The sequence below is a fragment of the Pseudoduganella flava genome, assembly GCF_007830495.1.
In the GTDB taxonomy this organism is placed as follows: Bacteria; Pseudomonadota; Gammaproteobacteria; order Burkholderiales; family Burkholderiaceae_D; genus Rugamonas; species Rugamonas flava.
Map to the genome: position 1 here is coordinate 38,888 of NZ_VLKW01000018.1, position 22,938 is coordinate 61,825.

28 protein-coding genes and 1 tRNA gene are annotated in these 22,938 nt (G+C 62.2%); 3 read left to right on the plus strand and 26 right to left on the minus strand.

The window, feature by feature from the left end; genetic code table 11:
- Nucleotide 1 precedes the first annotated feature (1 nt).
- From IP92_RS28675 to IP92_RS28795, 26 genes are all read right to left on the minus strand, one after another.
- Nucleotides 2–472, minus strand: a complete 471-nt coding sequence (locus IP92_RS28675; protein WP_145881920.1) for a hypothetical protein — start codon at nt 470–472, stop codon at nt 2–4.
- Nucleotides 457–732: a hypothetical protein gene (locus IP92_RS28680; RefSeq protein ID WP_145881923.1), complete on the minus strand. Its 276-nt coding sequence runs from the start codon at nt 730–732 to the stop codon at nt 457–459. Before IP92_RS28680 ends, IP92_RS28675 begins: the two co-directional genes overlap by 16 nt.
- Nucleotides 729–2,309: a hypothetical protein gene (locus tag IP92_RS28685; protein ID WP_145881924.1), complete on the minus strand. Its 1,581-nt coding sequence runs from the start codon at nt 2,307–2,309 to the stop codon at nt 729–731. Before IP92_RS28685 ends, IP92_RS28680 begins: the two co-directional genes overlap by 4 nt.
- Nucleotides 2,309–2,521, minus strand: coding sequence for a hypothetical protein (locus tag IP92_RS28690; protein WP_145881926.1), 213 nt, complete (start codon nt 2,519–2,521; stop codon nt 2,309–2,311). Before IP92_RS28690 ends, IP92_RS28685 begins: the two co-directional genes overlap by 1 nt.
- Nucleotides 2,521–4,791, minus strand: a complete 2,271-nt coding sequence (locus tag IP92_RS30760; RefSeq protein WP_145881928.1) for a hypothetical protein — start codon at nt 4,789–4,791, stop codon at nt 2,521–2,523. Before IP92_RS30760 ends, IP92_RS28690 begins: the two co-directional genes overlap by 1 nt.
- On the minus strand, nt 4,792–5,436 hold the full coding sequence (locus tag IP92_RS28700; RefSeq protein WP_145881930.1) for a phage adaptor protein: 645 nt from the start codon (nt 5,434–5,436) through the stop codon (nt 4,792–4,794).
- On the minus strand, nt 5,433–5,651 hold the full coding sequence (locus tag IP92_RS28705) for a hypothetical protein (protein ID WP_145881932.1): 219 nt from the start codon (nt 5,649–5,651) through the stop codon (nt 5,433–5,435). Before IP92_RS28705 ends, IP92_RS28700 begins: the two co-directional genes overlap by 4 nt.
- 60 nt (nt 5,652–5,711) lie before the next feature.
- Nucleotides 5,712–6,899, minus strand: a complete 1,188-nt coding sequence (locus IP92_RS28710) for a P22 phage major capsid protein family protein (RefSeq protein ID WP_158206872.1) — start codon at nt 6,897–6,899, stop codon at nt 5,712–5,714.
- Between the two features lie 12 nt (nt 6,900–6,911).
- Nucleotides 6,912–7,787 carry a hypothetical protein gene (locus IP92_RS28715; protein ID WP_145881936.1) on the minus strand — a complete coding sequence of 292 codons (876 nt, stop codon included), beginning with the start codon at nt 7,785–7,787 and terminating at the stop codon, nt 6,912–6,914.
- Between the two features lie 25 nt (nt 7,788–7,812).
- On the minus strand, nt 7,813–9,594 hold the full coding sequence (locus IP92_RS28720; protein WP_145881938.1) for an SGNH/GDSL hydrolase family protein: 1,782 nt from the start codon (nt 9,592–9,594) through the stop codon (nt 7,813–7,815).
- On the minus strand, nt 9,591–11,672 hold the full coding sequence (locus tag IP92_RS28725) for a portal protein (protein ID WP_145881940.1): 2,082 nt from the start codon (nt 11,670–11,672) through the stop codon (nt 9,591–9,593). Before IP92_RS28725 ends, IP92_RS28720 begins: the two co-directional genes overlap by 4 nt.
- A 69-nt stretch (nt 11,673–11,741) precedes the next feature.
- Complete coding sequence (locus IP92_RS28730) at nt 11,742–13,058, minus strand: phage terminase large subunit (RefSeq protein ID WP_199271864.1); 1,317 nt, start codon at nt 13,056–13,058, stop codon at nt 11,742–11,744.
- A gap of 44 nt (nt 13,059–13,102) precedes the next feature.
- A complete protein-coding gene (locus tag IP92_RS28735) occupies nt 13,103–13,594 on the minus strand; it encodes a terminase small subunit-like protein (protein ID WP_145881943.1) in 492 nt (163 codons plus the stop codon).
- 433 nt (nt 13,595–14,027) lie between these two features.
- A tRNA-Gln gene (locus IP92_RS30060) sits at nt 14,028–14,113 on the minus strand.
- A 331-nt stretch (nt 14,114–14,444) separates the two neighbouring features.
- Entirely contained in the window at nt 14,445–14,735 is a 291-nt protein-coding gene (locus IP92_RS28740) for a hypothetical protein (protein WP_145881946.1), read from the minus strand.
- 61 nt (nt 14,736–14,796) lie between these two features.
- A complete protein-coding gene (locus tag IP92_RS28745; protein ID WP_145881948.1) occupies nt 14,797–15,177 on the minus strand; it encodes a hypothetical protein in 381 nt (126 codons plus the stop codon).
- Entirely contained in the window at nt 15,174–15,725 is a 552-nt protein-coding gene (locus tag IP92_RS28750) for a DNA N-6-adenine-methyltransferase (protein WP_145881950.1), read from the minus strand. Before IP92_RS28750 ends, IP92_RS28745 begins: the two co-directional genes overlap by 4 nt.
- Nucleotides 15,722–16,372 (minus strand): recombination protein NinG, encoded by a 651-nt coding sequence (locus tag IP92_RS28755; protein WP_145881952.1) that lies wholly within the window; start codon nt 16,370–16,372, stop codon nt 15,722–15,724. The genes IP92_RS28750 and IP92_RS28755 overlap by 4 nt, the downstream gene beginning before the upstream one ends.
- Before the next feature lie 48 nt (nt 16,373–16,420).
- Entirely contained in the window at nt 16,421–17,212 is a 792-nt protein-coding gene (locus tag IP92_RS28760) for an SPFH domain-containing protein (protein ID WP_145881954.1), read from the minus strand.
- Nucleotides 17,213–17,257: 45 nt separating this feature from the next.
- A complete protein-coding gene (locus IP92_RS28765) occupies nt 17,258–18,034 on the minus strand; it encodes a hypothetical protein (RefSeq protein ID WP_145881956.1) in 777 nt (258 codons plus the stop codon).
- Entirely contained in the window at nt 18,024–18,911 is an 888-nt protein-coding gene (locus IP92_RS28770) for a hypothetical protein (RefSeq protein ID WP_145881958.1), read from the minus strand. The genes IP92_RS28765 and IP92_RS28770 overlap by 11 nt, the downstream gene beginning before the upstream one ends.
- A 2-nt stretch (nt 18,912–18,913) precedes the next feature.
- The gene (locus tag IP92_RS28775) at nt 18,914–19,408 is read right to left on the minus strand and encodes a hypothetical protein (protein WP_145881959.1); all 495 of its coding nucleotides are present in this window, start codon (nt 19,406–19,408) and stop codon (nt 18,914–18,916) included.
- A complete protein-coding gene (locus IP92_RS28780; RefSeq protein ID WP_145881961.1) occupies nt 19,405–19,776 on the minus strand; it encodes a hypothetical protein in 372 nt (123 codons plus the stop codon). Before IP92_RS28780 ends, IP92_RS28775 begins: the two co-directional genes overlap by 4 nt.
- Before the next feature lie 172 nt (nt 19,777–19,948).
- The gene (locus tag IP92_RS28785; protein ID WP_145881963.1) at nt 19,949–20,170 is read right to left on the minus strand and encodes a hypothetical protein; all 222 of its coding nucleotides are present in this window, start codon (nt 20,168–20,170) and stop codon (nt 19,949–19,951) included.
- 68 nt (nt 20,171–20,238) lie between these two features.
- The gene (locus IP92_RS28790) at nt 20,239–20,511 is read right to left on the minus strand and encodes a hypothetical protein (RefSeq protein WP_145881965.1); all 273 of its coding nucleotides are present in this window, start codon (nt 20,509–20,511) and stop codon (nt 20,239–20,241) included.
- A 53-nt stretch (nt 20,512–20,564) separates the two neighbouring features.
- Nucleotides 20,565–20,786 carry a transcriptional regulator gene (locus tag IP92_RS28795; protein ID WP_145881967.1) on the minus strand — a complete coding sequence of 74 codons (222 nt, stop codon included), beginning with the start codon at nt 20,784–20,786 and terminating at the stop codon, nt 20,565–20,567.
- 139 nt (nt 20,787–20,925) lie between these two features.
- Here IP92_RS28795 and IP92_RS28800 point away from each other — a divergent pair, with 139 nt between their 5' ends.
- From IP92_RS28800 to IP92_RS28815, 3 genes are all read left to right on the plus strand, one after another.
- Nucleotides 20,926–21,669 (plus strand): XRE family transcriptional regulator, encoded by a 744-nt coding sequence (locus IP92_RS28800; RefSeq protein WP_158206871.1) that lies wholly within the window; start codon nt 20,926–20,928, stop codon nt 21,667–21,669.
- Between the two features lie 463 nt (nt 21,670–22,132).
- Nucleotides 22,133–22,345, plus strand: coding sequence for a hypothetical protein (locus IP92_RS28810; protein WP_145881972.1), 213 nt, complete (start codon nt 22,133–22,135; stop codon nt 22,343–22,345).
- Nucleotides 22,346–22,491: 146 nt separating this feature from the next.
- A partial coding sequence (locus IP92_RS28815) for a DUF7666 domain-containing protein (RefSeq protein WP_443094148.1) occupies nt 22,492–22,938 on the plus strand: 447 nt, incomplete at its 3' end.

A 22,938-nucleotide genomic window follows, 5' to 3' on the forward strand; every position in this document is an offset into this window, starting at 1 on the left:
ATTATTCCCCTTTCAAAAGCTTCTGCTGCTCGCAGAACGCCAAGAATTCCTGCTCGTCCTGAGCAATGAACTGCTGCTCGATTACGGCCACGTCGCGCTCGTGCGTGCCGTGCACCGTCAGCCAGCGAACATCCGTCAGCGCGTAGGCAATCCGCTTCGTGCCAGGTGGCGACACCTCGATAAACGGCGGCGTGAGGCGGCGCATGCCATCGTTGGTCAGCACCGCGATTTCCCCGGACAGCAAGACGTTCAAGCTTTCGTATTTGTGGATCTTCCCCACGATGATTGTGCCGGCCGGGATGAAGATTTCGCGCCCGTAGACACCCTCCGAAAAGTGGTCAGTCGTTGGCATTTCGACCTGCGGCATCTGTCGCAAGTGGGCCTCCACCGCGCTGACCTGCGCACGCGAGGGCATGACACCGCTCTCTGCGCGTACCGCGGAGATTTCGTCGTTGCCTACAATTTCATCCATGTTCCGCCTGATGTGTAGAGGTAGATGCCTTCGCCGGCTCCAGGGTCCCAATACGGCGCGCCAGGCGCATAGACCAGCATGCCCGCACGTGGCCGCGTAGGCGCCTCATATGTCGGGTCCATCGCGTTCGTGCGCAGCAGCTTGAGCAGCGCTTCGATGCGCGCCAGCTCCGCATCGAGGAACCGCGGCAATTCGGCGGGGTTCGTCGGCACCGCACCTTTTGCATACCCCGCCGTGTACAGCGACTTATTCGGGTTCAATATCGCCCCCTTTCTTGCACGTCGATGTCGAACGAATCCAGGCGCCAGTTGAACGCCGTCCCGTTCTCGAATCGGATTGCGATGTAACGGCCTTCGACCATGCAATCGCACGAGAGCGTTGAGCCGATCGTGTACGTCATGCTTGTGTACGTGGGCGGCGAGTAAGGGGTCTGCTGCGTACCGACTTGCACGATCACGGTGTCACCGTCATTGCCGGTGATGCGCGGCCGAATGCTTCGCACCAGCTTGCGGTTCACGTCCGTGCCGAAGCTCAGGCCGACCCGCTCGACGTACGAGGACGGCAGCACGCCGTCATACGAGGCCGACGAGTCCAGTAGGTAGAACTTCGTGTCGTTCGAAGCCATCATCACGCGCGAGGCGTTCGGCGTGAAGTCGGGCCCGTTCCACTTGGTAAGATCGGAATCCCACGGTTCGCCGTCTGCATCCCACGTACCGTTTAGGGTGTTGTCGACGGAACCGCATGCGGCGTGGTTCACGTTCGGCATGGTCCGATACGAGACCGTCTTGTCCTTGTAGTTCCAGACCAGCGCCTTGTTAGGCACCGAATTGCCGATCGACGCGTAGCAGATGAACACCTCGTTCAGGAACGGATTCTTGAACACGAACGTCCGACCGACGGCCGCCGTGTCGAGATCCTGGAACAGCGCCCGGCGCGCCTGCTTGTCGAGCACCTGAACGTGCGAACTCCCGTTGTGCACGATCACGTCGTTTGCCGTCACCACGAAATGCGACGGCTGGCCGTCAACTTCGATATCGACAACGCAGTTGCGGTTGAGTGCGCCGGATTCGCCGAAGACCTTCTGGAAGCCCATCACGTCCTGGCCGCCGATGAAGCTCATGCGCCAGATGGAGTTTTCCTTGTAGATCATCAGCGCATCGCCGAGCGGCAAGCCGTCAACGATCCGGTCACCGCCGGTTGCCAAGTCGTATTCGCCGGCCAGTTCCGCAGCGTTCGACGGGTCCCACGTGGCCGGCACGGCGCCGGGATCGGCCGCGGTGCTCCACTTCACCATGTACGGGTATTCCTGGCCCGCTTTCGTCACGCCGAGAGCCACCAGAAACACCTTGTATGCCCGCATGGATTTGCAGTACGTGTTCGCTGGCCAGTTCGACAGCGCCGTACAACGGTTCGCCGGGTCAAGGCTCCACTGCTGCGGCGGGTCGATCTTGTTTCCAGGGTTCAGGATCGGCACGCCGCCAAGGTTGGTCGACGTCCATTCATTCGGCTGGGCTGAGTAGTCCACGTCAACGCCGGCAGTCTGGCGCGTCAGGTTTGTATGAACGGCGGCGCCAGCATTGATGTAGGCGGCGTAGATCTTCTTGTCGCTCGCATACAGCCAGTACCGCGTGCCAGTCGGCGAGATTGCCGGCGACGTGTGCAGCGGCGTGACGGCCGGCGTGCCGTACACCTGGCCGTACCCGTAGAACTGGTAACAGTAGCCATCCAGGAATCGGATGTTGCTGCTGTCAGTCCAGGCGTTGATGGGTAGCTCGTGCTGCGACAGGTCGCGAATGACGCCAACGCTGCCGCAGTTCGGGACCGATACGAACGGCATTACGCCCCCTCCGGCGTGGAAGCTGGCGGCGCCACGTAGAGCGGGTGACGCGGGTCCGTCTTCTTGACGAACTCGCCGTCGTGATACCAGTCACCGATTTCGCCGCCGTAGTCAGCGTTGACCAGCAGCAGCCATGGCAACTGACCGGTCCACGACACCTCAATCGTGTTCTCCACGATGTACGTCTCCGGATTGAGTTGAGCAGCACGCATTACAGCTCCCCTTTCATCGTCAGTTGACCGCGCGCGCCATCACCCGCTTTGGCGCCGGTCTGGGTTGAACCACCGGCTCCACCGGGAGCGGTGCCGTTGCCGCCCGAGACGCCGGCGTTAGCACCAGCGCCTCCATTGCCGCCGAAGACGCTTGTTCCGCCCGGTGCCCCAACGCCGCCAGTCGTACCGCCACTCGATCCGCCACCTGCGCCGCCGTACACAGAAGATCCGCCAATGCCTTGGTTCCCGCCGCCGCCGCCGTAAGCCGAATTGGAAGAAGTCGCCCCGGACGATCCGCCGTCACCCCCGCCGAAATCTCCGTCAACTCCATATCCTGCGCCCCCGAACCCTGACCCGCTGGCCACTTGCTTTGGTCTCCCTCCCGGCGCGAAGCCGGTAGCGCCAACGCCTGTCGTGCCAGCACTGAGCATGCCGCCACCGCTGCCGCCGGTGCCGCCGCCGTTTGCGCCGCCAGCGCCACCATAGATGGTCATTCCGGCATAGGTCGAATTGCCTCCTTGCACGCCGGGCGCTGCCGCACTTGGGCCAACCCCACCAGATCCGACAATCAACGGCCCCGCTTCGGGCACACTGGCCGCAGCCAGAGTGAACGGAAGGCACGCACCTCCGCCAGATCCGAAAGCTGCTGTCCCGGTGCTACCAGTCTTGGCACCGGATGCTCCAGCAGCCCACAGCCAGCCGCTAAAGCGCCGATATCCGGGCGGCTTTGGTATGGCGGCAGTGGACGCGGTCCAATCTTTGATGAATCCGTTCACAACGAAAGAGTTCAGCGACGCACCATCGCACTGCATGACGCGCGTTTCGCCTGGGTACATCAGGTATGCCGCCTTGCCGTCGATGCCGCCCGTAGCTGGCCGCGTCGTGATCGTCCAGTCCGTGTACTGGATCGTGTACGAGCCGACGACAGTTGCCGAGCCGCCCGGCGCCGTCAGCGTGGTGTAGCTGAAGCTGGTCGGGCTCAGTACCGTGATTGCAAACGTGCCGTTGTACGCGGCCGGCGTGGCGCCGCTCACGGTCACGTAGTTGCCAGTCGCGAGGCCATGCGCCGATGCAGTCGTCAGCGTGGCCGTCGTGCCGCCCGCGTTGATCGTGGAAACGGTCTGTGGCGATACGCCGCTGTCGTCCAAGCGGTAGACAGCAGACAGCGTGAGCGTCGAACCAGCCACGTACGAGCCAACGGGCGATGCGGACGTGCCTGGAGCCGACAGCATCGTGTACGTCAACGCCGTGGTGCTCGTTACGGTCACAACGAAGGTGCCGTTATAGGCCGCTGGTGTGGCACCAGAGACCGTGATCGTGTCACCCGTGGACCGGCCATGCGGCGCCGACGTCGTGAGCGTCGCCGTCGTGCCAACGCTGGTCAGCGTGGCGATCGTCTGCGCCGTGTTGGACGTGTACGATACAGCAGTGCCGATCGTACGGATGAGGAACGGTTGCGACGTGCGGCGCAGGACCAAAAGATCGCCCGCCGTGATCGACAGGCCAGCAGGAACGCTGAACACGGTCGTAGAGAGCGGCGAGGCCACGGTGCCCGACGTTGTGCTGACTGCTGCCGGCGCCTCAAGCTCGATGTCGCCAGATCCCGAGTTTCGCAGTGTGACGTTCCAGCCGTTGCCAAGCGCCGACGGCAAAGCGAACGTCTGCGTGAAGGTGCCGGACGTGAAATCGATGAACTGGCCCTGGTCGGCGTTCGTGAGCTGCGTATTGGACGTGCGCGCCGAACGGAACAGCGGGCCGCGCAACTGCCACGTCGGCACCATGTTTTGCGAGATCAGCTCGTATGGCGCATTTCCGCCCGGCTGGCCCGGCAATGCAGCACTGAACGCCAGTTGATCGACATAGTTCTTCGTCACGCCAACGAGCCGGTATTCGGTGCCGGTATCGACCATGAGCACGTATTGCGACAGGTCGCCCGGGCGCAGTGCCGTGCCATCGGCTTGCAGGATGTTGCGCGCGCCAAGGCCAGAAATGTTGATGGTCGACACGCCCGTGTTCGTGGTGCTTGGCTTCCATGCAACCAGCGTATTCGCCGTGTACGAAAGCAGCGGCGTAGCAGGCGACAGCACGTACGTGTTCGCCGTGCCAGTTGCCACACCACCGACAATCACAGCGCCAGTAAAGCCGGGCATCGAATCCTTGATGCACTGCTTCAGCAAGCGCAGATGGTCATCGCCCTGGCTCTTCGGATCACCGCCCGCCGGATTGGCCGGGTTCAGGTCGTTGATATATTGGCCGTTTTCGAGTGCCACTTAGTACCCCCACGAATTCCGTGTTCGACTGCCCCACAGGACAGCCGCAATTTCTGTTTGCAATGGCGCCACGCCCTTCGACCTGGCCGCATCCGCCGCCACGCTGCGTAGCAAGTCACGAAACTTCTGCGTGTAGATCGCGACGTCTCGCTCATCGCGGAGGAAGTCGGCCAGTTCGGCCAGAGCGCCGTAGAAGTACAGGTCAGGCGCACGTGCGAACAGGTCGTTGGTCGGGTTCGCGTCCGACAGGTAGACGGTTTGCAGGTAGCGCAGCGTCAGTTGGTAAGGCTGGTCTGCCGGCCGGTTGAATGCGATCCGATTCCCGTCAACAGCCCAATAGGTCGGCTGCCCGGCGTTTGCTTCGTCCACGGGCATTTGCGCAGCCACGACCGGCACCAGCTCGAGCCGCGGCTGTAGGGTTTCGCACCACATAGCCACGGGCGAATCGAAGTCCGCCGGCAGATCGATGAAGCGCGCCCCGACCGAAAGGGACAGCGGGACCTCGACTTCCTTTGGGAAGATCGCCAGGCGCCGGTTGATCTCCGCTTCAGCCAACGCAATGAAGCCTGGGATTCTCGCCGCCAAATCTTCTCGATGGGATCGATCGACGATCGCCGCCTGCAACTCGGCGTACGTCGTGATCATTCGGCTACCTTCCGGGTGTATTTGCGCTTGGCCGGCGGCGGATCGTTATCAGCGACTTCCTCGACGTGCTCCGGCTTATCGGCCGTCGGGGGCGCCGGTTGTTCGCCCCATACGGCAAAGCCATCGCGCCGCGCTGCCGCTTCTTCCTCTGCATCCGGCACCACGCGCATGACATCGCCCTGGTACAGCGCTTTCGGGTATTCCAAGAACTCCATGTGCGTGCTCCAAAAAAGAAGCCCCGCACTAGGCGGGGCTCCGGGTTACGTCGGCGTCGATCAGTTCGACAGGATGCGTGCGGCCAATTGCGCGCGCAGGGTCTTGTAGCCGTACAGGACATCGATACGAGCCGGGAAGGTGTCGTTGTTGATGTTGTACTGGCGGATCATGCGCATGCTGATACCGTCGAACGCCTCACGGGCCTTCCAGTCCACGCCGTCCGGCATCACGAGGTCGGCAGTCGCAAACGCGAACGCATCCTTGTGGTAGGCCAGCGACGGCCGATAGATCGCCGAGGCGCCGCCGATCTTCGACACCGCGGCCGCGTTCGCGGGCGCCGCGGTCACGTTCTGACGACCGCCAGTGGTGGCGATGGCCGGCGAGATTTGCACGGTTCCGGCGCCGCCTGCGTAGTCTGCGGTGACGACGAACTGCATCAGGTTGCCCGTATCGAGCTTCGTTTCCGGATGCACGCGATTCACACCAGCGAACGTGATCACGTCGCCCTTCTTGAACGTCGCCGTGCCGGTCTGGACGATGATCGAGGAGCCAGTTTGGCCGGCGCCGTTGACGGTGTAGCCGGTCGTGGCCGCCGCGGTGCCGGTTGCTTGCGAGGACAGCAGCGTGTTCTCGTAAATGTCGCCGAAGCCCGCGGTACGGCCGACCAGGCCGTCGCGGTACTGCTTGGAGATCGTCGCCGAGTCCTGGAACAGGCCCTTGAGGTTATCGACCATATCCACGTTGTCCTGCGTGTTCAGCAGCAACGTACGATCGGACGTCGGAACCAGTGCGTCCGTCAGCAGCTTGCGTGCGAGCAGGGCTTGACGGAGGTTCAGCGTCGAACCGATGTTATTGACCGTCTGCGCCACGTCGAGCGCCATGGACAGTGCGTCAGCTTCGATGTTCGCCGCCAGGACGGAGACTGCCGGCTCGATGATGCGCGAGCTGAAGTCGTCCAGGTTCATCGTCAGATCGATGGCGGTGAACGACAGGTCGACGCCCTTTTGCGTGGCGACTTGCAGCGTCACGCTGGTTTCCGTCGTGTCCTGCGGGACCATCGTCGCGCCGGTACGGACCGTGTATTCGTTCGGCAGTCGGATCTTCAGGCTGTCGCCGATCTTCGCGCCGGACTTGGCGAACGAATCGTCGTACTGGCGGTTGATCGAGCCGACGAAGTTCAGTTTCTGGTGCAGGATGCGCAGTGCTTCACGGGTGATTTGCTGCGGGGTGAGGATGGTGTTTGCCACGGTAATAGTCCTTTAACGTTTGCGTACTTGAGAATTGCGGTGGGCCATCCACTCCGCGGTGCTCATCTTTGCCGGGTCGCGCTGGGCGCCCGGACGGGCAGCACTGACGCGAGTTGCCGGCGGCGGCACGGGTGGAGCGGCGGTCTTCTCCGCTTGCTTCTTTTCGAGCTGGGCGAACTTCTCCGCGCGGTCGATCAACTTCAGCAGGGCCGGCTGCTGGATCAGCAGACGCCCGACAGACTTGTCAACCTTCACGCCGTTGTCGGAGAGGTACTTGTTCAGCGCTTCGGCGCGCTGAGGGGACCAGCCGGGAATCTCACGCTGCACATACGCTTCCGCTTCCTGAACTTGCTTGGCAATCTCTTGCTGCTCGTTCAGAGCAAACTGCTGCTGTTTCTGCGTGACTGCTTCTACTGCCTTGTTTCGTTCCGCCTCCAGCTGACGTTGCCGCTGCTGGTACAACATGGCGTTCTGCGGGTCGTTCGCGATCAGCTCGTCCCAGTTCAGTTGATCGAACACGGCGAGTTGGTCGTTTAATGCCTCGACTTTCGCCATTTCCTTCACGAACTGTTGCTGCGTCTCGCGCTCCCGCGCTACAGCTTCGCGCTCCGCCTCTGCGGCTTTGCGCACTTCCGCAGCTTCCTGCGTCTTGCGGGTGTAGTCGGCCTGCATCAGCCGCTCAGCCTGCAATTTCTGCGCTGCGGTCTTCGGTAGGACGAACTTTCGCCCGTCTACCTCGATCTCTTCTTCCTCTTCCGGCTGCTCGCCACCTTCGGCGCCCTCGCCTTCCAGCTCATCGCCGGCCGGGTTCGGATCGTTGTGTTCGTCCGAATCCGCCGTCGTATTTGGCAATTCGGAATCCGTGTTTTGCGGTTGTTCCGTGGTCATCTACATTCCTCTTTTGGGGTGGTTATTAAGCTGGCGTCACGAGGATCTGCCCGCGGCCGGCCGTGAACGACATCGAGCCGGCGCCGAGCAGCGTGCAGTCGGTGCGAGTGATGGAGCCGGCGGCGGGGGCGATCGGCATGCGCACAGCAGGAGTGCGGAGGACGCCCGTCCAGTCCTCCTGCACGCAGTCGGCGCCCGTGTTGCCGAAGTTGCCCATGGCTTGAATGCTCCAGGCGGAACCGTTCACGCTCATGCTGAGCAGGTGGTTCAACGACTTGAACTTGCCCGACCCGTTGCCAGTCACGGAAACCGACACGTCAAGCTGCACGGTGGCGCCGTCAGTAATGCGCTGCGCCGCCAGGCTGGAGCCCTGGAACCGCGCGCCGTCGCCGGCTGCTGCCGCCGTGATATCGGCCTTGTTGTCGACGCCGAAGCCATCGGCCCGCGCTGGAGCAGAGAACAGGCAGTTCGTCGGCGAATTGATCTTGAAGCCAGTGAACCCGGTACCAATCACGCTACCTGCATCGCCGCGGCTGGCATCGCCGCCGACGCTCCATGGCGCGCTGTCCTGCACGTTCCTGTTCGCTGCATTCGTGCCGTAGTTGTCGGCGTTGCTCGTCGTCCGGAAATCGTTACTCGGCAGAGTCGCGGTGTCAGCAGTGATGCGCTTGCCAAGCTTGTGCGCGCCACGCTGCGTGAGGTGCAAGCCGTCCACGCTGCTAATCAGGCCGGCCGCCGCTTGGCCCTTGTTCGCTGCTGTGGGGTCGACGATCTCGGCGAACGCGTCGATGCATTGCATGCCCGGCGTGTTCCGGCAGTACTGCTTGATCCAGTCGTTGACCTTCAGAATCGTCGCGGTTTTCGGCGCCGACCATGCGCCGTTGCCCGCGCCCAGCGGTAGGATCGTCATGGCGTATACGATCTTCTTACCGCTTGCGAGCAGCCGCTCGTAGATCGCTTGCAGTTTCGCTTGGATCGATTCCGGAGTAGCGCCGCCAGTGGCGTCGTTGGTCCCGCCCATAACGAACGCATAGGAGGCGTTGATGTTCGCAACCTCGTCGACGCGATCGAGCATTTCACTCGTGGTTCGCCCAACCGCCGCCGAGATGCCCATCAGGTCGAAGCGCTGGTTCGACAGCACATTCGCCCATACGAACCAGCCGTTGTCCATGTAGCACGCCATGTTCGCAACGGAAGGCGTGCCATACAGCGGCGCGGAAGCGACGTCAGGGCCGGCGTTGTCGTAGGTGATCGTCGTGCTGGTAGCACTCGTGACGACCTGATTCCCGCGCATGTCCTCGGGAAGGCCCACGACCTGGACCGGCATCCCGATCCCGAATGGGATGCTGGCGGGGGACGTGAACGTCACGGTCACGATCCCGTTGGAGCGCGACGCGGACGCGATGTATGCCTGCGCGAAGTTTTGGTAACTGTTGCTGTCGCCGATGATGACCGCGGTATTGCCCAGGGGACGGTTATCCGCCCGGGCACGCCCCACGAATTCACGTTGGTAGACCTTGACTTCTTCCGGCGACGGGCAGTTGTTGACGCTCATCGTTGCGGCGCCGCTACGCGCGGTGGCTCGCAGATACCCGCTCTCGGCGGCCATATCGGCAAACGCGCTGGTGACGGTGCGCTCGGGCCACTTCACCCATTTCGCCACACCGTTCTGCACCGCGTTGAGCGGGTCGCTCGTGAACTCCAGCGTCACATAGCCCGGTGCCGTCGTCGTCACGTTGACGATGCCGCCGGCCGTCACGTGGATCGGGCCGATTTGCTGGTTGCGCGCGATCGCGTATGTCTTCATTGCTGCATTCCTTCAGGAGGCAAGGGTTGCGGTTCAACCGGCGGGGCAGGCTGCTGCGGTGCCGGTGGCGTGATGTCGGGGCTGGTCATGACCTGCTGGAGGGTTTGCAGCACAAGTGTCTGGATCGCTGCTGGATCGACCGTGGAGGCCGCGGGCGCCATCGCTTGCAGACGATCCGTTTCCGCCTTGTAGGCCTCGATCTGGACCTTGATCCGGTCGTTCTCGACCTTCGCGGCATCCAACGTGCGATCCTGCTCTGCGGCCTGTAGCTGCTGGCCGAGCTGCTGAATCTGCGCGGCCATCTGCTGCATTTGCTGCTGCGCGGCGAGTGCTTGCGGGTCCTGACCTTGGAGCTGCGGAGGCAGCATCTTCTTGAGGCGTTCGGCGATTTCGTCGGCGCCCGGCCAGTCCAGGTTCTTCGCCAGCAGATCGCCGATGATCGGTGCCGATGCCGGGTTGGCCCGGATGAACTCGACCATCTGTGCCGCGGCTTCCTCGCGCCGCGTGGTGAAGCTGGGGCCTGTCTCGCACGTGACGTCGTACTTGCCGGCCGTCAGATCGAACGAGCGCAGCACGGCTTGCGTGTCGGCTTCCTCCTGCGGATCGGGCTGCGGCGGCTGCATGCCGTTCACGGCCACGTGCGAGTTCGATCCGTCCTCGTGGATGACCCGCAGCATGCGCGGGCCGCTGTACACCTTCGGGATCAGGTCGCACAAGATCCGGCCGGCGTGGCGGATGCCGCGCGACAGGTTGTCGATGTAGTTGAACGTGGAGACGTCGCCTTCACGCTGGCGTGCCAGGATCGCGCGGCCCGACGTTTCGTTCGACTTGGCGCCGAGCGAAGCGTCAAACAGCCCCATGATCGACTTCATGTCATCGGAGGCGTTCAGTGCTTCTTGCAGCGCGCCAGCAGGCGGGCCGGCGAACGGCTGTCGCTGCGGCGGCGGCACTGGAGTGCCGTTCACCTCTACCGCGTCGTACTCGATGTACTGGTGCGTCTGCGTGTTCGCCGTGGCCCACTTCTGCGCATCGGTCGTGAACTGGCCGACAGCGCCAATGAACGGGGCTTTCGGCGCTAGGGCAACAAGCTCGGTAGATGCCGTGCGCCAGAAGTTGAACATCATCTGCGGGTCTTTGGCGAAGCGCACCAGCGACAGCAGATGCCGCTCGCCGTCGATGATCACTTCGTCGCCGTACACCGGCACGATCGGGATGTACTTGCCCGGCCAGTCGTTCGTTTCCAGCACGTCGCAGCCGGACAGGATGTACTGCGTGACCTTCATCGTGCGCGTGGGGCGAGTGGCCTCCACGGTTACACCGTTCACGTCGAAGAAGTCGCGGTTCTCTTCGTAGTCCTTCTCCAGCATCACGTTGCCGTTGGAGAGCTTGACCAGCGTGGCCGGCACTTCCTCGCGCTTCCAGTACTCGGCGACGCGAATCTCGTCCTCGGTGAACCAGTCCTGGCCGTCCCGGCTGTCCGCCATGAAGTCGACCATATCGGCCTTGGGCCACTTGCGTTTGAACTCGTCCCTGCTCCACATTTCGGTGACGATCGCAACGTTCCAGTCGGACGAATCCGCGGCCATCGACATCGGGTCGCCGTAGACCGTCAGCGGGTTGCGGATTGGCTCGATTCGGATGTCCTGGTCGAACGCGTCGTCGCTCGCGTATTCGGTACTGATGCGGAAGTAGCCAAAGCCACCGGTGACGGCGTTCTCCAGCGCGTTGTCGTAGGCCACGTCAGCATCAGACGTGTACTCGATGTTGCGCACGAGGCCATCCAACAGCTTTGCGGTTTCCTGGTCAGCACCATCGCCCACCGGGTGGAATTTGATCGACGGCGTGTTTTGGCGCGCGTCGTTCGTGACCTGGCGGATGAACGCCGGCAGGCGGTTCAGCGTCAGGCATGGGCGCCCTTCGCGGTCCCGCTGCTGCTTAATCTGCTCGGGCCACTGCTCGCCCAGGCGGGCGAACCGTACGTCAGCGAGCCAGTTTTCCCGGTTCTCCGATTCACGATCGCGCGCACGTGCGAGTGCCTTGCGTGCCTCGATTAGCAGCTCTTCGTCTTTACTCGCCATGTTTTGAACGCGAAATAGGGATTGCGGCGAGGGCTTGCGCCGTCGCCGTGTTACTTGGATCTCAGGGGGTTAGCCCAGCCAGCCGCTAGGCACGTGCTGCCGTGGGGCTACCGGGCGTTTTGGTGCTTCTGGTTTGACGATCGCCGGGAATAGCTCAGCCAGTGACCAGATGCAGGCGTCTGCGCGGTTCGGGGAACGCGGGCCGGTGTAGCCTGTCGTGCTGAATGCGCACAGCTCGTCCTCCAGCTTCGGCAGCATGCCGACGTGCCGCACCTTGCCTTGCTCGTACAGTGCGGAGAACGGTTCGGCGCGTTGCACCTTGCCGCGGCTCGCCGTGACCATCTTGAAGTTGACCTTCACGCCCATTTCCCGGGCTGCAGCCAGGATCACCTGTTTGACCATCGCGCCGCCGAAGTTCGATTCAGCCACCAGACAATCGGCGCCGTGTCGCTGGTACGCCGTCACAGCCATGCGGCCCCATGTCGCCGGGCCGGCCTGCAACGTCGCGTCTTCCAGCACGTATGCCTTACCGTCAGTCGCCAGCCCGGAGACCACGAGGCCGATTTCGTCGTTGTCGCTCTGGCTGTCGTCGTCCGAGCCGGATGGGTCCACGGCCACGACGACACGCACGAGGTCTTGCGGCGCTTCGTCTGCGCGCCAGCGATCGATGTCGGCTTCGTCGAACAGTGCGTTCGGCGTCGCCTCTGCGAACTCACCGTGCAGGAAGCGGCGTTTCATCCGCTCCGTCAACCCTTCCAGCGTGTCCAGGTACTCGGGCGAGAGGTTCGCCGCATTGTCCATGGGATTCATCTGGAACGATTCGTAGTTGCCGGCGTTCTTCAGCGGCTCGCCCGTCTCCGGGTCAACCTTCTGCTTGAACACCTTGAACGTCCAGTGCGCTTTGCTGGGAGGATTGCAGTCGAACAGGAAGCGCAAGCGGAGCGGCACGTCCTCGCGGCCCGGTATCTTCTGCATCACGCGCTGCGCGAGTCGGGTCAGCAGCATTTGAATGCCGGCCCAGCTGATCTGCGACGCCTCGTTAGCGTAGATCGTGCAGAACTCCATGCCCAGGATCTTTTCCATGCGCGGGCCGTCGTCCAAGCCACCGAACCAGATTTCGGAGCCGCCGGGCAGCGTTGCATAGCCGTCCGACATGTTCATCTTCCAGTCCGTGTCCTTCACCAGCTCCGGGAAACACACGCGCATGACCTTCGGGAACGTGTCGAGGATGATTGACGACTTCACGTGGTTGTACCGGAAGCGCACGATCATGTGCCGCGACCCTGGCGCCTTGAGCGCGCGGGCCACGATGTTGCGTACGGTGATGAAGGTCTTGCCGGAGCGGCCACCGCCGAAGAGCATGATCCACACGGCCAAGCCGGCCATGATCTTCGTTGCGGCCGACTGCTTTTCGGTGGGAGTAAACGCCATCACAAATCCGCGTCGACGGACGACAGCACGATCTGAAGCGCCCCGCCGTCCTTGCCGGTGTGCTCCTGCTGGATCTTGTCGCCGTATCGCTTCGGGTCCCACTTGGCCAGCAGCTTCAGGCGAGTTTCGATACGCAGCTTGGACCGCTGGATGACGTCAGCGTCTGTGCGCACCATGCCGTTGTCGTCGATGTACTTGTCGTTCCGGCCATCGTCGGCGATATCAAGGCACTCGGCAGCGATGGCGTCGAACCCCTCTTCGCGTGCGCGCGCGATGTCGGCCTTAAATGCCGCGTCACCCTCACGCCAGTGGTTCACAGTACGAACTGCCGGCATGTGCTCGTCACGACAGATCTTCTCGAGCGGCTCGCCCTTCGCTAGGCGCTGGATGATCTCGTCCGCAATCTCTTGCGTGAATGTGCTCGGGCGCCCCTTCGGCTTCTCTTCAGCCTCGGGCGCAGCTTTCTGCTTTGCTGGTTTCTTGGCTGTCATAGTGATCGGTAAAAAAATGGCCCGGCGCGAGTTGTCGCAGGCCGGGCCGAATGCCTCTGGTCGTTACGCAGAGGGAGGAGACACAGGTAATTGGATCGCGGCGATGCGCGTCTGCTGGAGCTGGCAAAGGATCATCAGCCACCGGCGCTCGTCTTCGAGGGATAGCTGCATCGCTTGCTCCGATGATTGGCGCCGGTTACAGCGTCCGGCGTCGAGGGCCGCAGGTCATGCGCTCGACTGAAACGCAAAAAGCCCCGCGTCATCGCTGATCGCGGGGCTCTCGATTGTTTAGGTTGTGGTGGCCGGAGCTTATCCCGGCAATGGTAGGAAGCATAAGTGCGGGGACCACGTTCGCCACCCGTAGGACCCCTACCGCTCTCTAATGACTCTGAGCTATTCTCCCGCACTGTGCACTTTCGTGCATTCACCACGCAGCATGCGGCTGGATTCGAACCAGCGTACCCCTAGGGACCAGAGCCCGAAGCTCAGTTGCCGTTAACCTGCCTTGGCTACGCATGCTGTGTGGCGACTGGTTACGCCAGTCAGGCGACAACGAAAACTTGGCTACTCCTGGGGACGGATTCGAACCTCATTGCCCTTAGTCGGCAGCATTCATTCCCAAAAACTGCCGTCTGCCTGGGACGGCGCCTATTTCACCACTATAGGTCAAGCAGAAGTAGCCGACTAATTTTATCGAATTTCAGAGACGCCGGGGGCTCCCATCAGGGAACCCGGACACGTCTTGAGGGACGGAAATTAGTTGTGATTAGGAATGTACGGTAGAGCACACATTGCAGTCAAGACATTTACGCGCGGAATTTTCTGTTCCGGCGGTATTGTCGTTTACTTGCTACGATTGCCGGTCCTCGCCTACCTGAGTGCTCCGTACGCCCCATAACTCCGGGGTAGCACACTCAAGCCACATGACATGCCACCGCAGGGCGCCGTGTCCCGTGAAGTTCGTGGTGCTGGCGACTATCTGCTGGCTGCCGTCCGCGAGGACGATGTAGTTGCGGATTTTAGTGTTGCGTTTTTTCGTTCTCACATGCAGGCGGACACGTTTCCCTGTGTGGTCGTAGTGCGCGTACGTCCTCCCTGCATACCAGCCTTCACGAAGGTTGCGGCTTGCGTTGATCTTCATCGCGTCTTCTCCTTCCCCGTTGGCCCGAGCTGGCGGCGCACTTCGTCGTTGGTGGGCTTGCTCATTGGTTGACTCCTTCTCGCTCTAAGAGCGCTTCTATCGCCGCCTGCGCGGCCCTGAACTTCTCTACAAACTCCGTTGCCGGCCGGTGCGGGATGCCCATCTTGCGGCACACGACCTCCGGCTGTGCCATGCGGATGTAGCACCACCAGAGCATGAGCCGGTGATTCAGGGGGAGCTGCGGCATGGTGCGCTCGATCAACCAGGCGTCGGCTTCGTCCACCTGGCGGCGGTCAATGCTGGTAGGCGCAGTGCCCTCGGCGGCCTTGCGCATGCGGTCGCAGATGGCGCCGGTCTGGCTGCTCGCTGGGCGCCGGGCGTCATCGGCCACTACCCGGGCCCAGTTCTCCAGCCTCCATCCGATGTCGCGGCGCTCGGTCATGCGGCGCTCCCGAACAAGCGGAGCTGACTCGCCACCGGCTGAACCACCACGCCCAAGTGCCACAGTGGCGACAGATCCACATTGAAACCGAACAGTGCGGACCCATGCGACGCTGCCTCCTGCCTCAGATTCTCTCGCAGCACTCCGAACTTGAGCCGCCCACGCACGAAGAGAATAGACGTGCACGACTGCATCGCGATCTGGAAAATTCGGGTATCCGGGTGGGCCGGGATGAGCAAGGCAACCTGCACCCCGGCATGCGCCGCTTGAATGCACTTCTCAACCCAACGGTCACGGGCCTCTCCATAGGGCGGGTTGCACCAAACGGTATTGCCAGCCCACGGCAGCGCACAACCGTCCTGTGGCAGCGCATAGAACCTACGGGCCCCCGTAGGGTTGTCTGGCTCCGTACAGGGATCGAGGTCGAAGCCGCCCATCAGTGCCCGGACGGGCTCCAGCAGGTACGAGGGAGTGAGCATCGCTTGCCGCGCGTGTTCGTCCGAGCGGCGGCGCTTCGCGTTGTCGAACCTGTGAATGGCATTCGTCACGCTTCCTCCTTCAGTTTCTTGAGCCGTGCCCGGTACTCGTCGCGGATCCGCTTCAGGTCCTCGATCGTGTACTTGCGCGGCACGTTGTCTGCTTCCAGCGCTTCGACGCGCGCTAGGCCGATGCGAGCGATCAGGCCGATCCTGTAATCGACTGCGCGGCCGGCGCCATGACGGTTGCAGTGAACGAGCTGCCGATGCACGTTGTCCTCGTTGAAGCGGAGGTGCGGCGCGCTTCCCGTGCTGCGGTAGTGCCCAGCGTCCCACGCGGAACCGGTCAGGTAATCTCTCGTGTTCGTCCGGCCGCAGCAGATGCACGGCAAGTCCCGGTCGCGCTCCCTGACGTAGGCATTGAATGCGGCCTGCGCCTCCTTCATCCATTCGCTGCGGGTCTTCAGCTCCTCGCGCTTCTTGCGATCGGCCGCGCGCTCGGCACCCTTGGCCTTGGCCTTCTGCTTCGCCGTGATGGCCTGGCCGTACTCGATCGCGCAGGGAACGCCGCAGACAACTTGCAGCGGGCTGCCAGTGAACGCCGTACGGCATACGCGGCACGACTTCTTCTTCGGGCCGGCGGCCGGCTTCGGTTCGGCTGGCTTGAAGCCGGCGCTACGTGGGCCTAGTGAACGGCGGGTGAGCGGCGTTTTCTGCATGTGGTGCATTCTCCTTTCGAAGGCGCCCGGCGCGCGGCCGGGCTACTGTTACTTCCCTACGTTGACCATGCCTTTGAAGTCGGCGGGAACCACGATCGCGTGTACCTTTCCGTCGCGGATGCCTTCGGCGATCATCAGATTCGCCTGAGCCGCCATATAGTTCACGGCGCCGGCATTCGCGTTCAGGGTGGCAATTCGCTTCGCCTCCTGCTCAGCCTTCTGGACTTCCACGGCGGACTGTTTCAGCTCGTTCTGCGCCTTCACGAGGTTGTTGGCCGACGTGGTTATCGCGGCCGGCGGGACTGCGTTCCGAACCAGCACCTGCGTGACCTGAACGGCGGTACTAAGCTTTTCGCTGTCCAGTTCTGCCTTGATGCCGGCGAGGATCTGCGCTTCGATCTGGCTGCGATCGATGTTGATCTTCAGCGCTTCATATTTCGGAACGGTCTTGTAGACGGCATTGCGGGCTACCGTGGTCAGGTAGTTCTGCATAAGCAGCGGCTCGCCCTCATCGTTCACGCCGTGGAAGGACCGCGCCTTGTTGATGTACAGGTCCGAAACGCTGGAGGGCGTCACGTTGTACACGACGGTCAGGTCGAAATCGTCCATGGTCACGTTCTCCACCGTCTGAGGGCGCAAGTCCTTGACCTCGGCGTTGATTTCCCGGATCGGGAACTTCAACACGCTGTCGAACACCGTCACTTCTACGGTGCCCGCGGCGAGCTCGCCGGCATCGATGGTCTTGTCCCAGTTGACTCGCAGGCCAACTTCGCCTTGCGCCACGCGGGTGCAGCCCGTCAGGGCGAGGAGGATGGCGAATACGAATGCAATGTTTTTCATGGTTTCCCTTCGTTTTGGTACTGCGGTTATGCGCTCGCGCGCGAATTAATTGGAGGCCTTCTGCTGCGCCAACAGGCGTCCGTAGCGTGCCTCCGGGTGCGCTGCCAGGTACTCGCGCATCTTCCGGTCCGTCTCCTCGCGCTTGGCACGGTCGCGTGCATCCTCTTCGGCCTGACGCTGCGCCTGGATCCGCGCCAGCTTCTCTTCCGGCCCTTCAAGCTGCGCCAACGCCTCCTTGAGCTTCAGCAGGCCTTCAGGCTTCGCCGGCGGCAGTCCGGATTCGTTAGGCAGCGCGAGGTGCTGTGGCGGCGCGGGCAGCAGGCCGGCGGTTACGGCTTTCTGCACGGCGATCTGGCGGCGGTCGCCATCCCAGCCGGCGGACACAGACCAGCACACCGGCTTGTTGGTTGCGCGTGCGTCGTCGACGAGGCGCTTGTACGCGTCCTTGAACGCCATGCGAGCGCCGATCTCGTCGCCGCTCGCCAGCAGTGGGCGGGCTAGGTTGAACGCCTCGGCCATCTCCTGAGTCCATACGATCGTCTCGCGCTCGTCCTGGCTGGTGATCGCCACGGCCCACGCCTCGTTTTCGTCGGGCCGGCCGTCCAGCAGCTTGCAGCGGGCGATGATGCCGTTCGGGTTCGGGGCGAAGTCCGGACGCTCCATGCAGTAGGCAGCGAACGCTTTCTCGATCACGGCCGGCGCGAATGGCGAGAGCTGACGGAACCACAGATTGATGTCGGCCGCTTCGGGCAGCGGCTTGCCGTAACCGGCCAGTACCTCGGCCAGCAGCTTCGCGAACTTCGGCTTGTCTTCAGTGCGCATCGATCAGCTCCTCCATGTCGACATCAATCACGTCCCCGTCTGGCGCCGCGGTGCCGTCCTCGTTCATCAACTCGGCCAGGATCCGCGCGTTGCGTTCGTCGATGCTCTCCGGGCCGGTAGTGCGCTTGCTCGCGAGTTCGATGAAGTTGTCGATGTGCTGGGCGTCACGCAGGATCAGATCGAGGCCATTGAACTTGCGGTGCCGGTCGTTCTTCCCCATGTGCCATTCGCTGCGAGAGCAGCCCAGGATCGCTTCGCAGACCTGCCGTGGCTCGTAGAGCTTCAGCGCGGCTTTGATCGCCTTACGGCGTTTGTCGTCCAGCTGAGACCCTGGCGAGTTCATCGTTTTTTGCCAGTACGCGAAAACCTCGGCGACGACATCGCGGTCGGGCGGCGCATCGCGGCGCTCGACAGAGAGTTCCTTTCCCTTCCCTTCCTCTTCCCTTCCTTTCCCTTCCCTTCCCTTCCCCTCGTGTGGCGTGGCTGACGCGTCGTCCACGCGTGCCGCACGCGTCGAAGTCGTTGATTTGACTTGACCTTCTTCGGGAGCCGGCAATTCCGACTCGGATTCCCGGTTGTTGATGATCTGGTGCTTTGCGAAGGTCGGAATGACGCCATATTCCTCGCCATTCACCTCGTACCGCACGACAAAGCCACGCGTCACCAACGCGTCAAGTACGCGTGAAAAATCGCAGGCGTCGTACGGCAACACGTCGAGCTTGAGTGCGCGAGGCCGCCACTTGAAGCGGCCGTCGCGATCGCAACACGTGAACAACCCGATGAAGGCAAGGCGAACTGGCAATCCCGTTTCCTGCTCTAGCTCGAACAGGTCTTCGTGCTTGAACAACTCGGGCTTAACGGTGCGGATGCGGGCCATGATTACGCGGCCTCCCGATACACGTTGCCGGCGTCGATGCGCGAGCGCACGGTGTTCAACGCCTGAGTGACCTCCCAGCGCTTGGCGATCGCCATTTGCTGTTCGTGTACTTGTAAGGCTTCTTCGATGCCACGCAGCGCCTCGCCGTCCAGGCGGAAGTTGCCAGTACGAGCGCTGCGGATCTTCGCGCGGAATGCGCCGTCAAGGGCCGTGACGAACGCTTGTTCGAACTCCGCGCCGATGCCCTTCTCGCACAGCACGAGGCCGACGTTCAGCGAGCAAACGACGCAGCACCACGACTCCTCGTTGGCGTCTCCGGTGCGCAGGTTTTCGAAGGACAGCCAGTACGCGAGGCCGATATCGGTCGTCTGGTCCTGGCTGAGAGTGGAGGCGTTCTCGCCGCGTGCATGACACATGGCGATCGCTACTAGCCCGCCGTGCCGCGTGACGGGCTTGGGGACGTATTTCTTGTTTCGGGGCTTCTTCGCTTTGGTCATGGCCGTACTCCTGCTTCGCCGAACAACGCCGCCACGAGCGGATCTCGGCGGTTGATGGCCGGGTAGACACGGTAGGCGGACTGTTGCGGAATTCCGAAGATGCCGAGCGCTTCGCCGCGGCTGGGCGATGGGCCGTAGTGCCAGACGTACTGGCAGCCCGTAGGGGTATTGACGCGCTCACGATGGGCGCGGCCGACACGCTCAAGTTCCGCGACGCGCAACCGGCATGTAGCGACCGAGTAGTGTGTCAGTCGGGCCAAGTCGTAGGCGGTCCGTGGCTCAGTCTTGAGCAGGTCGGCGATTTGCCCCACCAGTTCCTCGATCGGGAACCGGCGTTGGCTGCGGTCTACAGGGAGAGGCCGGGTCATGGTTCCGCCCTTCCCGCCTGTTCAGCGGCGCAGCGGTCCCACTCGGCCTGCCATTCAGCGATTGCAGCAGCGTGCCAGTTGAACTCGTGCTCGTCCCGGCCTTCGCCACGGATGAACGCCGCTTGCGCTTTCTCACGGATCGCGGCGCGGGGGATGATAGGCTCACACATAGTCAGCGCTCCTTTTCAGACGGCACGATGTACTTCTTCGTGTACTTCTCTGCCGTCTCAGCGAGGTTGTTCACGTCGGCATTGAGGCGCCCGTACTCGCGTTCCTCGCTTTCCGGGTGGTTCGACTTGTGAAACTCACGCTTGTACGAGCTATTGCGAATCACGACGTTCTTGACCATCGACAAAACCTTCGTCACGTCCTTGTGGTGTTCTTCGTTATCCATGGTGTCCTTTCAGTCTCCCCGGTCACTCCGGGTTATCGTTGTGAGATTTCGGTCGCAGCCGGAAGCCATTAAAGGAGCCTCCGGTTGTTCATCGCTCGTGCAACTGGCCTACGACTGGCCCCTGTTCGCATGGCCGGTGGATGGCTAACATGCGCCTGCATCTTGTCCATCAGCAGCCTGTAGGCATTCGTCGCAGCAGGGAGGCCGAGGGATGCGGAGTACTTCGTGAAAGCACTCTTGGTCTTCGGGCCGACGCGAACGCGGATGATCTCGGTACGCGCTTCTTCTGCTTCGAGAGCTGCGAGGACTGCGGCAGCGATTACGGGACTCATGGTTTTCATGCGCTTCTCCTTGGTGTTGCGGGTTACGAGGTTTGGGTAACGATGGGTGTTGCTTACTGCGTAGCCGGCTCGGGACGCTCCCCGAACACAGCGGGATTTAGTTCGTAGCGGGTGACCTGGCCGTCGAGCGCGGTTTCGACTTCCCGGCATCGTTCGCCGGGTACAAGGCCTTGCTTGGCCCACTTCTGGACGGCCTGAGGGGTGATGCCCAGCAGGTTGCCGAGCGCGGTTTGGCTCCCAGCAATGCGGATGGCTTTTTCGATTCCAGTTTCCATGGGTTGTAAGCGATAAGTTGGCTACAACCCTAGGTTACACCATTTCGGTTGTAGTTACAACTAAATTTGCAGTGCGCATTACAACGCGCGCTTGTAATATGAACGGATGGAAACAATGGCAACTCGACTATCAAGACTGTTGCAACAGAAGAACGGCGGAAACCAGTCCGAAATGGCTCGTTACGTCGGTGTCTCGCCGCAGGCAGTCCAAAAATGGGTTTCTGGCGTGAGCGAGCCGAAGGGGAAGAATCTTCAACGCGCGGCGGAATTCTTGGGCGTGGAGCCCGGCTTCTTGCTGTACGGGTCGGAGAGCAAAGCAGACAACGGCGCGCTATCGCGGCCTGAGTCGCCATCGAACAGACAGGGGTACTACCCTGAGAAGCGTCAGGGCGACCGCCAGCAGCCAGAAGTGCATTCGCTCATTACGGCATTCGATCCTGACGACGGTCTAGCCGAAGACATGGTACTCGTGCCGGAGTCGCGCATCGAGTTCGCGGGCGGGGACGGCCGGATCAACTACGAGCTAGTGGAGGACCAGGAGCCGGCCACCTACCGCCGGAGCTGGTTCCAGAAGTACGGCCTGAACCCGGACCACGTGCGCCGCTTCCGCGTCACGGGCGACAGCATGGAACCCCTGCTCTTCCCGCGTGACACGATCCTTGTCAATTTGGACGAGACGCAGGTGGTCGACGGTCGGCTTTACGCGATCCGATACGGCGAGCAGTTGCGTGTCAAGTATCTGAGCAGGCGGCTCGACGGGACGCTCATTCTGCGCAGCGTCAACCCGCTGTACAAGGACGAGGAAGTGCCTCCGGAGGTCGTAGAGGAGCACATCACCGTAATCGGGCGTGTGCGTGATCGAAGTGGAACGGGTGGACTATGAAAAAGATGCTTGTGATATTCGCAGTGGCGTTGGCCGGCTGCGCCAGCAACTCTGGTGTCGTTACGACGGGACCCAATTCGTATTTTGTATCCCGCCAGGCTGCGACCGGCTTTACCGGCCTGGGTTCTTTGAAGGCCGAAGCCATGGCCGAAGCTGGGCAGTTCTGTGTCGCTCGAGGCCAGTCCGTAGAGGTGACAGAAGAAAAAGACTCTCGCCCGCCATACATCGCCGGCAATTACCCTCGTACCGAGATTAGGTTCCGGTGCATCTGAACCGCGCTTAGCCCGCTTTCACAACCAAGCCCGCCTCACGCGGGCTTTTTTTTCGTCCCTACAACTCTCCCGCCGCTCTTCCAACTGAGCGCTTCAACTTTTTTCGCTTCAAACTACAACTAACGCTTGCATCTACAACCGTTTAGTTGTAACCTGTCGTTGTAGCAGTTGAACACGAAAAGGAGCATCCGATGACCTACGCAGACGAAGCCTACGACGAAGCAGTCACCGCATCGTTCCGCCGCGTGTATCGGGAGCTGATCGAATCGGGCTTGCATGAGGCAGACGCCGAGTGCGAAGCGAAAGAGCGCGCCGAAGCTGAAGTAGCCAAGCGTGTTCGCGATGGCCGCGAGCGTGATGCAGAGGACCGCTACCACGTTCGCAAGCTGTTCGCTGCTGCATGACGGATCGGCGCGCACCGTACAACGCGCGCCACGAGAAGCCCGCCTCGCGAAATAGGGACTGTGGGATCAGCATGCCCCGGTTGCGCTCCGTTAGGCGCTGGCAGCCGGAAAGACGGCACCTACCGACAACAACCTGGGGAGCCAGAATGAGCGACACCAACAACGCAGCATCGCCCGCAGCAGAAGAAACGATCACCTCCTACAAGGGGTTCGACGCCAACTGGAAGTGCCGCGATTTCCAGTACGCCGTTGGCGAGACGTTCACGCACGAAGGCGACGTAGAGGCGTGTCGTTCAGGGTTTCATGCCTGCGAATACCCGCTGGACGTGTTCACGTATTACCCGCCGGCCGGCAATCGTTTCGCCATCGTGGAGCAATCGGGTCAGCTGAGCCGCCACGATGACGACACGAAGGTCGCTAGCAAAACCCTCAAGGTGTCGGCCGAAATCAGCTTGGCCGGGATGATCAAGGCGGCTATCGAATACACCGTGAAGCGCTGCAAACCGGTTGACCCGGAGTCGCCCGCACTCTCGAACGAAGACCAAGGCGCGGCCAGCAGCACGGGCGACCAAGGCGCGGCCAGCAGCACGGGC

Bases quoted from the DNA above. Each gene is read 5' to 3' on its own strand.
- IP92_RS28725 (WP_145881940.1), bottom strand. From the start codon at position 11,672: ATGGCGAGTAAAGACGAAGAGCTGCTAATCGAGGCACGCAAGGCACTC.
- IP92_RS28730 (WP_199271864.1), bottom strand. From the start codon at position 13,058: ATGGCCGGCTTGGCCGTGTGGATCATGCTCTTCGGCGGTGGCCGCTCC.
- IP92_RS28715 (WP_145881936.1), bottom strand. From the start codon at position 7,787: ATGACCACGGAACAACCGCAAAACACGGATTCCGAATTGCCAAATACG.
- IP92_RS28765 (WP_145881956.1), bottom strand. From the start codon at position 18,034: ATGCGCACTGAAGACAAGCCGAAGTTCGCGAAGCTGCTGGCCGAGGTA.
- IP92_RS28785 (WP_145881963.1), bottom strand. From the start codon at position 20,170: ATGGATAACGAAGAACACCACAAGGACGTGACGAAGGTTTTGTCGATG.
- IP92_RS28755 (WP_145881952.1), bottom strand. From the start codon at position 16,372: ATGCAGAAAACGCCGCTCACCCGCCGTTCACTAGGCCCACGTAGCGCC.
- IP92_RS28745 (WP_145881948.1), bottom strand. From the start codon at position 15,177: ATGACCGAGCGCCGCGACATCGGATGGAGGCTGGAGAACTGGGCCCGG.
- IP92_RS28720 (WP_145881938.1), bottom strand. From the start codon at position 9,594: ATGAAGACATACGCGATCGCGCGCAACCAGCAAATCGGCCCGATCCAC.
- IP92_RS28775 (WP_145881959.1), bottom strand. From the start codon at position 19,408: ATGACCAAAGCGAAGAAGCCCCGAAACAAGAAATACGTCCCCAAGCCC.
- IP92_RS28690 (WP_145881926.1), bottom strand. From the start codon at position 2,521: ATGCGTGCTGCTCAACTCAATCCGGAGACGTACATCGTGGAGAACACG.
- IP92_RS28700 (WP_145881930.1), bottom strand. From the start codon at position 5,436: ATGATCACGACGTACGCCGAGTTGCAGGCGGCGATCGTCGATCGATCC.
- IP92_RS28795 (WP_145881967.1), bottom strand. From the start codon at position 20,786: ATGGAAACTGGAATCGAAAAAGCCATCCGCATTGCTGGGAGCCAAACC.
- IP92_RS28705 (WP_145881932.1), bottom strand. From the start codon at position 5,651: ATGGAGTTCTTGGAATACCCGAAAGCGCTGTACCAGGGCGATGTCATG.
- IP92_RS28810 (WP_145881972.1), top strand. From the start codon at position 22,133: ATGACCTACGCAGACGAAGCCTACGACGAAGCAGTCACCGCATCGTTC.
- IP92_RS28770 (WP_145881958.1), bottom strand. From the start codon at position 18,911: ATGGCCCGCATCCGCACCGTTAAGCCCGAGTTGTTCAAGCACGAAGAC.
- IP92_RS28685 (WP_145881924.1), bottom strand. From the start codon at position 2,309: ATGCCGTTCGTATCGGTCCCGAACTGCGGCAGCGTTGGCGTCATTCGC.
- IP92_RS28675 (WP_145881920.1), bottom strand. From the start codon at position 472: ATGGATGAAATTGTAGGCAACGACGAAATCTCCGCGGTACGCGCAGAG.
- IP92_RS28735 (WP_145881943.1), bottom strand. From the start codon at position 13,594: ATGACAGCCAAGAAACCAGCAAAGCAGAAAGCTGCGCCCGAGGCTGAA.
- IP92_RS28780 (WP_145881961.1), bottom strand. From the start codon at position 19,776: ATGACCCGGCCTCTCCCTGTAGACCGCAGCCAACGCCGGTTCCCGATC.
- IP92_RS28760 (WP_145881954.1), bottom strand. From the start codon at position 17,212: ATGAAAAACATTGCATTCGTATTCGCCATCCTCCTCGCCCTGACGGGC.
- IP92_RS28740 (WP_145881946.1), bottom strand. From the start codon at position 14,735: ATGAAGATCAACGCAAGCCGCAACCTTCGTGAAGGCTGGTATGCAGGG.
- IP92_RS28790 (WP_145881965.1), bottom strand. From the start codon at position 20,511: ATGAAAACCATGAGTCCCGTAATCGCTGCCGCAGTCCTCGCAGCTCTC.